Source organism: Micromonospora citrea, assembly GCF_049629545.1.
Classification (GTDB): domain Bacteria; phylum Actinomycetota; class Actinomycetes; order Mycobacteriales; family Micromonosporaceae; genus Micromonospora; species Micromonospora citrea_A.
In genome coordinates this window covers 37,822-47,568 of sequence record NZ_JBNADX010000035.1, presented here as the reverse complement: position 1 = coordinate 47,568, position 9,747 = coordinate 37,822, and the positions used below count along the sequence as shown (strand labels likewise).

Below are 9,747 nucleotides of genomic sequence, written 5' to 3'. Positions count from 1 at the left end.
CACGGCCCGCTCGCGGCTGGACCTGACGCCCGACCTCGCTCCGACGGGGGCCCTGCCCGCCCGGCCGGTGCCGGCGTGCGCCGTCACCCGGCGGCGTCGCACGGGCCCGACGAAACCCCTGCCACCGACACGACGCACCACATGCGCCCGCCCGGCCGGCGGCGTGCTCGTCGCACCGCACCGACCTGAGCTGCGTCCGTACGCGGCGGTCCGGATCCGTCCGGGCCGCCGCGTCGTGCATGCCGTCGGCCGGGCCGCCGCGTCGCGTCGCGTCGTCGGCCGGAGCGTCGTGCCGTGTCGTGGGCCGAGCCGTCGCGTCACGAGACCGAGCGCGGCGTGCGGGTGCGGTGACCCGGTGTGCCCGGGACGGCGGACACAAAGACATCCATGATCGTCGATCAAGCGCCGATCGGCAAGCCGCAATCGCCAGCTTTTCGCCAGGCGTGGGATCGACCCGGGGAAATGTTACCAGCGAGTAGACGCCATGTTACGAAGTGGGCCCCCATCACCACGGAGGTCCCTGAATGCGTCTCCGCCCCACCCCCGCGGTCGGCTCCCTCGTCGCCGGTCTGCTCCTCACCCTCGGACTCGCCACCCCGGCGGCCGCCGCCGGCACCGACTACGCCGCGCTCGGCGACTCGTACTCCTCCGGCGTCGGCATCAACAGCTACGACGGGACCAGCGGCTCCTGCCTGCGCAGCCCCAAGGCGTACCCGCAACTGTGGGCCAACAGCCACACCGTGGCCACCTTCCGCTTCGTCGCCTGTTCCGGGGCCACCACCCGGGAGGTGCTGAACAACCAGCTCGGCGCGCTGAACTCCGGCACCGACCTGGTGACCGTCTCCATCGGCGGCAACGACGCCGGCTTCGCCGACGTGGTCACCACCTGCCGGCTCGGCAGCGACAGCAGCTGTGCCGGCGCGGTGAACACCGCGAAGTCGTACATCACCAACACGCTGCCGGGACGGCTCGACGAGACGTACCGGGCGATCCGCAGCCGGGCGCCGGGAGCGCGGGTGGTGGTGCTCGGCTACCCGCGCCTGTTCGAGCTCGGCTCCTGCGGCTTCGGCAGCATCAGCGCGTACAAGCGCAGCCTGCTCAACGGCGGCTCGGACACGATGTCCGGCGTGATCTCCGCGCGCGCCGGGGCAGCCGGCTTCAGCTACGTCGACGTCCGGGGCCGGTTCGCCGGGCACGGGGTGTGCGCGTCCAGCCCGTGGATCAACGGGACCACCTGGCCGATCGTCGAGTCGTACCACCCGAACGCCAGTGGCCACTCCGCCGGCTACCTGCCGGCGCTGAGCGCCACCACCGGCTGACCGGCAGCGGGACGGGCCGGTGACGCGTCCCCGTCACCGGCACGCGTCGCGTCCGGGCACCGGGGTCCACACCGGACGCGCGCACGATGACGCCCGGGACCGCGAGGTGGCGGTCCCGGGCGTCGTCCGTACCGGTCAGGAGCCGGTGCCGTCCTCGTCGCCGGCCGGGGCCGGCGGCGGCTCGGTTACCGGCCGGCCGGTCTCGTCCACCACGCCCGGGGCCATGCTGCCGCCGTGCGCCTCCTCGGCCTCGCGGACCCGTCGGGCCTCCGCGTCGTCCGGTACGCCCGGCCGCTGCTGCTCGTGCGTCATCACCGCACCTCCCTGTCGTCCCTGGCGCGGTACCCGCCCCACCGGGACGCAAACGGCCATGATCAGACCTCGGCGGGCTCCGTCGCGGGGGTCACGCCGAGCAGCTCGGCCAGCCGGCCCGCGTCACGTTGCGCCTGCCCCTCGCAGCAGTTGTTGAACAGCACGTGCAACTCGCCGGTGGTGCCGGCCAGGTCGGTCAGCAGTCCCGCCCAGCGGCGCAACTCACCGTCGGAGTACGCGTACCGGAAGCGGTCCTCCTTGCCACCGTCCGCCCAGTGCGCGCTGTGCCCGTGGAACCGCACCAGCCCCGGCTCGGCCGTGGCGATCATGATCGGCGGGACCGAGGAGGGATGCCCCTGCGGCATGTCCACGCAGACCATGCTCAGGTCGTGGTCGGCCAGGAAGGTCACCGTCTCCGCCGCGGCCGCGCCGTCGAACCAGGATCCGTGCCGCAGCTCCACCGCCACCCGCCAGGGCCGGCACCGCCGGGCCAGCTCGACGATGCGTCGTCGGGCGGCCGCACCGCACACCAGCCACGGGGGGAACTGCAACAGCACCACACCGAGCCGGTCGGCCGCCGCGAGCGGGTCCAGCGCCGCCCGGAACCGGCGCCACAACTCCTCGTACGACTCCTCGGGCAGGTCGCGGCGGCGGACCCGGGTTCCGCCGATGGCCGGTCGCAGATCCCGGGGCAGCATCTTCACCGGCGTCGGGTGTCCGGTGAAGAGGCTGAACGCCTTGACGTCGAAGGTGAACCCGGGCGGGGTGGCGGCCACCCAACCGGCGGTGGTCTCCGGCGCCGGCACCGCGTAGTAGGAGGTGTCCACCTCGACCAGTCCGAAGTGGCGGGAGTAGTGGGCGAGCCGGTCGGCGGGGGTCTTCACCGATCGCGGGTACCAGCCCGCCCGCAGCAGCGTCCGGTCCGCCCAGGAGGAGGTGCCCACTCGAATCTCACCCATGTCGTCCAGTGCTACCCGCGGCGGCCGCCACGGCAACCCGCGGCCGGCGGAGAACTGTCGGTGGCCCTGCCTACGGTGGGCGTCGACGACATCGACGGAGGGCGGATGGATGACCACTTCGGAGCGGGTTCTCACCGGCGAGCGGGCGGATCTGGCGCAGACCCTGGCCCTGCACCGTGACTTCCTGCGGCAGACCGTGCGAGAGCTGACCGACGAGCAGGCCGCGACGCGCAGCACGGTCAGCGAGCTCTGTCTCGGCGGGCTCATCAAGCACGTCGCGACCGTGGAGGAGCGGTGGGCGCGGTTCATGGTCGGCGGCGCCGAGGCGATGCAGGCCGAGCCGGTCGACTGGCAGGGCGCGTTCCGGATGACCGACGGCGAGACCCTGGCCGGCCTCCTCGACCGGTACGCCGAGGTCGCCGCCCGCACCGACGAACTGATCGCCACCCTCGACCTCGACGCGGCGCGGCCGCTGCCGCAGGCGCCCTGGTTCGAGCCGGGCGCGACCTGGACGGCGCGCCGGGTGCTGCTGCACCTGATCGCCGAGACCTCGCAGCACGCCGGGCACGCCGACATCCTGCGCGAGAGCATCGACGGGGCCAGGACGATGGGCTGACGCGAGTTCGGCTCCGGCGGCCGTGCTCCCCGCCGGAGTCGGCCCGCGCGCCGCGCCTCCCGACCCTGGGCGTGATCGACGCCACCCTGACCCCGGTGGATGTGACGCCCCGACGGTCGGCGGCGCTGAGGGACACGAGATGAACGCACATCGCATGGACCAGGAGACCGCCGAGCGGCTGCTCGTCGGTCCGGTCGTCGACCCGCAGGACGGCCCGGCGTCGCTGGTACGACTCCTGGCAGCGGTCCGGGCCGCGCCCCACCCCGCCGAACTGCGCGGGGAGGCTGCCGCCATGCAGGCGTTCCAGCGAGCGTGCGCGGGAGCGCCGCTCCCCGTCCGCACCCTTTCCGCCCGACCGGGTGTCCTGGCCGGACTGGCCGGGCTGAAGGTCGCGCTGGCCGCCCTCGCCGTGGCCGCGACCGGCGGCGTCGCGTTCGCCGCCGTCACCGGCACGCTGCCCGGCCGGCCGGACTCGGACGATCCCGGCACACGGCCGTCCGCCGCCCCGGCGACCACCCCGGCCGCCACGGCGGACGCGGGCACGTCGGGCGGTCCCGCCACGACCGACGGGGCGTCCGCCTCCCCCACGGCGTCGATCCTCGGCCTGTGCCGTGCCTACCGGGCCGACGCCGGGGACAACCCCGGACGGACCTTGGACAACCCGGTCTTCGAGGACCTCATCGTGACGGCCGGGGGCCGCAACAAGGTGGCCGGCTACTGCGCACGGGCGATCAAGGACGAGCAGAGCCCGGGCGGCCCGGCGACCGACCGGGGCGACGCCACGCCCACCCTCGGTTCGAGCAGCCGCCCCACGCAGCACGCCACCGGTGCCCCGACGCCCCCGCCCACCTCGACGCCGCCGGTCCCGGCCGAGCCGTCCATACCGGCCGGCAAGCCGACCCTGCCGGGGCCGGACCGGACGGATCCGCCCCGACCCGACTAACGGATCCGCTCCGACCCGACCAGCCGCTCGCCCGCGCGACCCGGTCAGCCGTCGACGGCGTGGAAGGCACGGCGCACCCGGGGCTGGGCCCACCGCCAGACCGGCCGCCACACCCGTCCGGGCAGGAAACGGCTGCGCTCCTCCCGTCCCACCCGGGCCCGGGGGTGTCCGAGCCAGCCGGCCGAGCCGCCCTCGTGGTCGAGCAGGTAGTCGATCGCGCAGACGTGCCGGACGCTCTTGTAGCCGTACTGACGCGGGGCGACGAGACGTACCGGGGCGCCGACCGGGCCGGTCAGCGGCGCGCCGTCGAAGGTGTCGGCGAGCAGCACGTCGTCGGCGAGCGCGTCGTCGAGCCGCAGGCAGGCCCGGTAGCCGTCCAGACCGGTCACCCCGATCCAGCGGGCCCGGGGGTGCGGGTGCACCAGGTCGGCGAGGTACAGGTGCACGGTGGCGAACGGCGTCCCGCCCCAGCGCAGGCCGGTCGCCGTCCAGGTGGTGACGCAGTGCAGGTCGGCGACGAGGTCGCGGCGCGGGCCCAGCGCCATCAGCTCGGCGACCGGGACCTGGGTGGGGCGGCGGACCACCCCACCGATGGTGATCACCGGCGCGACGGGCGGGGCCGGGACCCGGCCGGCGAACCAGGGCAGCCCGAAGCGGCGCAGCGGCGCGACGCGTTGCCCCGGCGGCAACGGCCGGGCGGCCCCGGCGGACGACCCCTCGGTCAGCGGCACGGTCGGCTCCTGTCGTGATCGGTCGGGCACGGTGGCCCGGTACGCCCCGGTGGCCCGGTCGTCGGGCGGCACCTCCGACGTCCCGACGAGGGGCCCGACGCGGGCGCGGTACGCCGGTGTGCCCCGGCGGGGGTGATCCGGGCACGGCGCCGGCGGGCGTACCCGATCCGCCGGGCGGCGAGCCGGCGCGGCACCGGCGCCACCAGCGGATGATATGGGTGGACGTCGACATGGACCACCCGTACCGGGGCCGGGGGCCCACTCCGGCGGCCGGTGCGGGCGGGCGGGGCTGGTAGCTTGCCCCGATGAGTCTGCGGCGTCGACGCCTGGCGGTGGTCTTCCGCCTGGCGATCGTCATCAGTGTGCTGGCCGGGATCGTGCTCACCGCGCTCGGCCCGGCCACGGTCACCGGCCTGTTGCCGTACTTCACCATCCAGAGCAACGTGGCGGTGGGCCTCTTCGCCGGCTACGCCGCCTGGCGGGCCTGGCAGGAGCTGCCGGAGCCGCCGTCGGCGCTCAAGGGCGCGGTGACGCTCTACATCACCATCACCGGCGTGGTCTACCACCTGGTCCTGGCCAACCCGGCCAGCCCGTTCGCGATGCCCCAGCCGGACCGGGCGCTCGGCGAGGCGCTGGGCAACCAGTTCCTGCACACCGTCGTGCCGCTGCTGGCCGTCGCCGACTGGGCGCTGTTCGACCAGCGCGGTCGGCTGCGGGTCCGCTACGCCGCCTGGTGGCTGGCCTTCCCGCTGGCGTACCTCGGTTTTGCCCTGGTGCGCGGGCTGATCGTGGACCGGTACCCGTACCCGTTCATCGACGCCGGGCAGCTCGGCTACGACGGCGTCTCGCTCAGCGCGGTCCTCTTCGCCTTCGCGTTCTGGCTGCTCGGGCTCCTCTTCGTCGGCATCGACCGGGGGCTGTCCCGGCGGCCGGGTCCGCGACCGACGGTGCCCGCCGCGCGCGCCGGCGCCGACGACGCCGTGCCGGGCCGCACCGCCGGCCGGCGCTGACCGGAGGCACGACAACCCGCAACGGGTGAACCCCGGTCGCGCTGGTGCGCGATCCCGATCCGGGGTACGACAGGTGAAATGCGCGCACTGGACGATCCCCGGCTGGACCGGGTGCTGACGGCGCTGCTGGCCATGCAGCGGCAGTCCTGGGAGCAGGGTGTGGCCGCCCACGCCCTGCTCGACCTGGGGTGGGACGAGGAGGCGGTGCTGCTCGCCGACGCCGCGGTGACCCGGCAGCACCCGGACGGCCGGCTCGGTGACGTCTCCGGCGAGCAGGGTGCGGTCAACGGCGCGGCCTGCGGCGAGGCGGTCCGGCACGCGGCCCGCCTGCACCCCGACGAACGGTGGACGACGGCGCTGCGGCGGCAACTCGACTGGCTGCTGACCCGCGCGCCCCGGACCGCCGACGGCACCCTGTTCCACCTGCTCGGCAACCGCCAGGTGTGGGCGGACACCGTGTACATGGTGGTGCCGCTGCTCGCCGTGTGCGGGCACCCGCAACAAGCCGCGGCCCAACTGGACGGGCACCGCCTCCGGTTGTACGACCCGCACGCCGGCCTCTACGCCGCCCGCTGGGACGCCGACACCGGAGTCCTGGCGCAGCCGCAGCTCTGGGGCACCGGCAACGGCTGGGTCGTCGCCGGGATCGCCCGGGCCCTGCGGCTGCTGCCGCACTGGCCGGACGGCCTGCGCGAGGAGTTGGCCGGGCACGCCCGACAGGTGCTCGACGCCTGCCTGGCGCACCGGCGTCCGGACGGGCTCTTCCACGACGTGCTCGACGACCGGAGCAGCCACGTGGAGACCAACGTCGCGCAGATGCTGGCGTACGCGGCCCTGACCGGCGCGGCCGACGGCTGGCTGCCGCCGTCGTACGCGGGCACCGGGCGGGACCTGCTCGCCACCGCCGACCGGCAGGTCGACCGGTACGGGCTGGTGCGACCGGTCAGCGGCGCGCCGCACTTCGACCGCCCGGGCACCTCCGCCGAGGCGCAGGCGTTCCACCTGCTCGCCCACGCCGCCCTGCGCCGTACGGGTCAGCCCGGGGTGAGCAGCCCGCGCACGTAGGCAGCCTGCCCGACGTGCTGGAGGTCGTCCTCGACGACGCTGACCAGCCGTACGCCGAGGGTCACCGGCGGATCCCACGCCTCGTCGACGACCCGGTCGAGGTCCGCCGGCGTCAGCGCGGTCAGGAAGGTCCGGGTACGCGCGGCCACCGCCAGGTGGTAGTCGACGAGGGCCTGCGCGCTCTCCGGCCGTACGGCCGCGACCTGCCGTGGGGTGTGCCCGTAGCCGGTGTCGTCCGGGTCGGCGGTCAACCCGAACCGGCCCGCCCAGTCGCCGGAGACCCAGATCTGATCCTCGCCGATCAGGTCGGCGACGTGGTGGTCCTGACACTCCTCACGCCGTCCGGTCCCCGGCTCAGTACCGCCGCCGAGGGCGGACAAACCCCGGCCTCTAGGGTGATCACGTGGTCGCGGCGCTCGAGCTGTATCTGGACACCGACGCCACCCGGCGCATCCGGGTGCTCTGGGACGCGCTGGAGGCCGAGGGGGTGCAGAGCATGCGCTCGCTGCTGGAGCGGCGACACCGGCCGCACGTGTCGCTGGCGGTGGCGCCCCGCTTCGACCCGGACCGGGTCGCCGAGGCGCTGCGCGGCACGCCGGTGGCCGCCCCGCTGCGGCTGAGTTTCCAGTACGCCGGCCAGTTCGTCGGCCGGGTGCTGTGGCTCGGTGTCACTCCCACCGCCGACCTGCTCGCCCACCACGCCCTGGTGCACGACCGGCTGGCCCGGGCCGGCATCGCCCTGTCGGAGCAGTACCTGCCGGGGCGCTGGGTGCCGCACTGCACCCTGTCGATGCGGGTGCCGAACACGCTGATGGCCGCCGCCGTGCGCCGCTGTCTGGAGATGCTGCCGCTGGAGGCGACGGTCACCGCCGCCGCCATCGCCGACCACGCCCGCGACATCTCCCACCCCCTCCCCTGACACGCACCGCACCGACGCGCCCCCTGCGGCGGGCCCGGTCGCCGTATCGTCGGACCATGGCCACCTGGGACGACGTACGCCGGCTCGCGCTCGCCCTGCCGGAGACGACGGAGCGGCCGTCGTACGACGGTCTGCCGGCCTGGCGGGTCCGCGACAAGGCGTTCGTCTGGGAACGGCCGCTGCGACGCGCGGACCGCGAGGCGCTGGGCGACGCGACCCCGGACGGGCCCGTCCTCGGCGTGCGCGTGGCGGACCTCGGTGTCAAGGAGGCCCTGCTCGCCGACGACCCGACGGTCCACTTCACCACGCCGCACTTCGACGGTCACCCGTCGGTGCTGGTGCGGCTGGACCGGATCAGCGAGTCGGAGCTGGCGGAGCTGATCCTCGACGCCTGGTACGCCCGCGCGCCGAAGCGGCTCGCCGCCGCGCACCGCGCCGCCACGGCCTGACTGCGGCCTCGCCCCAGCGGGCGGGCGGTGGTCAGAAGTCGACCCGCATCACGACGCGCCGCGGAGTCGGGTGGCTGACCTCGACGAAGCCGGCGTCGGCGAAGATGCTCCGGCTGCCGACGTGCAGCTCACCCCAGGCGACCTCCCGTCCCGGCCGCGTGATCATCGGGTAGCCCTCGACGGCACGCGCGCCGCGCTCCCGGGCGAAGTCCACCGCCGCCCGGGCCAGGGCACGGCTCACGCCACGACGCCGGAATCCCACCCGGGTGACGAAGCAGGTCACCGCCCAGACCCCCGGGTCGTCGCGGTCCTCGTCCCGGCCGCGCCACGGGACGGGGGTACGCCCGCTCACCAGGCGCTCGTACGCGGTGCGCGGCTCCACGGCGCACCAGCCGACCGGCTCGCCGTCCAGGTACGCGACGAGCCCGGTGGTCCGGTCGGCTCCCGGCTGACCGCAGTCGGTCTGCTCGCGCAGCCGCGCGGCGAGGACCTCGGCCGGCACCGACGGCAGCCACTCCCGGATCTTGTAGCGCTGGCACTGGCAGTGGGCGGCGTCGCCACGGCGGCCGAACACGGTCTGCAGGTCGTCCCAGCTAGCCTCGTTGGCGGGGAGCACGGTGACCGTCCCGGCCATCGGCTCCGCCCCTGTCCGCCCGCGTCCGGCCCGGTCGCCGGATGCCACCGCGCTCACGCTACCGGCTGCCCGTGGGCGTCCCGGTGCACCGGAGCGGGGCCGGGTCCGGTCCAGCCGGCCGTGCCGACGCAGGCCTCGTTGCCCTCGGCGTCGACCAGCACCCAGAACGACGGCGCGTACGCGTCGGTCACCAGCCGACCGCCCGCGGCGAGCGCCGCCGAGACCCGCGCCTCGGCCCGGTCGTACGGCACCCAGACGTCGACGTGGACCCGGTTGCGCTGCGGGCGGGGCGCGTCCATCCGCTGGAACCAGAACGACGGCCCCCGGCCGCCCGGGTCGATCAGGTCCTCGGGGCTGCCGGCGCGGTCGACGTACCCGAGCAGGGCCCGCCAGAACGGCACCACCTCGGGGCCGACGAGCGCGTCGATCGTGACCTGGACGTGCTGCACGGCCGACGGGTCGGCGGGCAGGCCCAGCTCGCGGGCGACCGCCGAGATCCGTCGGGCCAGCTCGACGTCGCGGCCGGTCAGCCCGAAGTGGTCGTCGGTGATGGTGACCAGCCGCACGGTCACGCCCGCGTGCCGCACGTCGACGTCGGGGTGGTGCGCGTCGAGGTCGGTCAGCTCGCTGATCGCGTGCACCAGCCGGGCGCCGACGGCGAACGACCCGGTTCGGAAGTACGTGCTCACCCCGTCCCCCAGCACCCGCCAGTCCCGCACACCGGCGGTGTCGTGGAACTGCTGCGGCGTGACCTGTCCGGTCACCCCGGTCGCCCCCTCGGTCATGGCCT

Annotated in this window: 13 protein-coding genes; 7 read left to right on the top strand and 6 right to left on the bottom strand. The window is 75.2% G+C overall.

The genetic code is table 11. The features are described 5' to 3' along the window. Positions 1 to 524 precede the first annotated feature (524 nt). Positions 525 to 1,319: an SGNH/GDSL hydrolase family protein gene (locus ACPFP2_RS27350; protein WP_424092738.1), complete on the top strand. Its 795-nt coding sequence runs from the start codon at positions 525 to 527 to the stop codon at positions 1,317 to 1,319. A 135-nt stretch (positions 1,320 to 1,454) separates the two neighbouring features. Here the strand turns inward: ACPFP2_RS27350 and ACPFP2_RS27345 are convergent, their stop codons facing one another. Beyond that, positions 1,455 to 1,631 (bottom strand): hypothetical protein, encoded by a 177-nt coding sequence (locus ACPFP2_RS27345; protein ID WP_424092736.1) that lies wholly within the window; start codon positions 1,629 to 1,631, stop codon positions 1,455 to 1,457. Between the two features lie 62 nt (positions 1,632 to 1,693). After that, positions 1,694 to 2,590 (bottom strand): DUF72 domain-containing protein, encoded by an 897-nt coding sequence (locus ACPFP2_RS27340; RefSeq protein WP_424092735.1) that lies wholly within the window; start codon positions 2,588 to 2,590, stop codon positions 1,694 to 1,696. 109 nt (positions 2,591 to 2,699) lie between these two features. On the opposite strand from ACPFP2_RS27340, the gene ACPFP2_RS27335 reads away from it, so the two are divergent. Both ACPFP2_RS27335 and ACPFP2_RS27330 read left to right on the top strand, forming a co-directional pair. Then, positions 2,700 to 3,206, top strand: coding sequence for a DinB family protein (locus ACPFP2_RS27335; RefSeq protein ID WP_424092733.1), 507 nt, complete (start codon positions 2,700 to 2,702; stop codon positions 3,204 to 3,206). 139 nt (positions 3,207 to 3,345) lie between these two features. Continuing rightward, on the top strand, positions 3,346 to 4,149 hold the full coding sequence (locus ACPFP2_RS27330; protein ID WP_424092731.1) for a hypothetical protein: 804 nt from the start codon (positions 3,346 to 3,348) through the stop codon (positions 4,147 to 4,149). A 44-nt stretch (positions 4,150 to 4,193) separates the two neighbouring features. Here ACPFP2_RS27330 and ACPFP2_RS27325 read toward each other — a convergent pair whose 3' ends face one another. Beyond that, complete coding sequence (locus ACPFP2_RS27325; RefSeq protein ID WP_424092730.1) at positions 4,194 to 4,952, bottom strand: molybdopterin-dependent oxidoreductase; 759 nt, start codon at positions 4,950 to 4,952, stop codon at positions 4,194 to 4,196. 233 nt (positions 4,953 to 5,185) lie between these two features. On the opposite strand from ACPFP2_RS27325, the gene ACPFP2_RS27320 reads away from it, so the two are divergent. Together ACPFP2_RS27320 and ACPFP2_RS27315 are read left to right on the top strand one after the other, a co-directional pair. Next, positions 5,186 to 5,890 (top strand): Pr6Pr family membrane protein, encoded by a 705-nt coding sequence (locus ACPFP2_RS27320; RefSeq protein ID WP_424092728.1) that lies wholly within the window; start codon positions 5,186 to 5,188, stop codon positions 5,888 to 5,890. 78 nt (positions 5,891 to 5,968) lie between these two features. Next, positions 5,969 to 6,955: a glycoside hydrolase family 88 protein gene (locus tag ACPFP2_RS27315; RefSeq protein WP_424092726.1), complete on the top strand. Its 987-nt coding sequence runs from the start codon at positions 5,969 to 5,971 to the stop codon at positions 6,953 to 6,955. On the opposite strand, the gene ACPFP2_RS27310 is transcribed toward ACPFP2_RS27315, so the two are convergent. Next, positions 6,925 to 7,335: a mycothiol transferase gene (locus tag ACPFP2_RS27310; protein ID WP_424092724.1), complete on the bottom strand. Its 411-nt coding sequence runs from the start codon at positions 7,333 to 7,335 to the stop codon at positions 6,925 to 6,927. The two genes, ACPFP2_RS27315 and ACPFP2_RS27310, sit on opposite strands and share 31 nt — an antisense overlap. Before the next feature lie 23 nt (positions 7,336 to 7,358). Here ACPFP2_RS27310 and ACPFP2_RS27305 point away from each other — a divergent pair, with 23 nt between their 5' ends. Both ACPFP2_RS27305 and ACPFP2_RS27300 read left to right on the top strand, forming a co-directional pair. Next, a complete protein-coding gene (locus ACPFP2_RS27305; protein WP_424092722.1) occupies positions 7,359 to 7,874 on the top strand; it encodes a 2'-5' RNA ligase family protein in 516 nt (171 codons plus the stop codon). A 56-nt stretch (positions 7,875 to 7,930) separates the two neighbouring features. Beyond that, positions 7,931 to 8,323: an MmcQ/YjbR family DNA-binding protein gene (locus ACPFP2_RS27300; protein ID WP_424092720.1), complete on the top strand. Its 393-nt coding sequence runs from the start codon at positions 7,931 to 7,933 to the stop codon at positions 8,321 to 8,323. Between the two features lie 31 nt (positions 8,324 to 8,354). Here the strand turns inward: ACPFP2_RS27300 and ACPFP2_RS27295 are convergent, their stop codons facing one another. Then, positions 8,355 to 9,005 (bottom strand): GNAT family N-acetyltransferase, encoded by a 651-nt coding sequence (locus tag ACPFP2_RS27295; protein ID WP_424092718.1) that lies wholly within the window; start codon positions 9,003 to 9,005, stop codon positions 8,355 to 8,357. 5 nt (positions 9,006 to 9,010) lie between these two features. Beyond that, positions 9,011 to 9,742, bottom strand: a complete 732-nt coding sequence (locus tag ACPFP2_RS27290; RefSeq protein WP_424092716.1) for a VOC family protein — start codon at positions 9,740 to 9,742, stop codon at positions 9,011 to 9,013. Positions 9,743 to 9,747 lie beyond the last annotated feature (5 nt).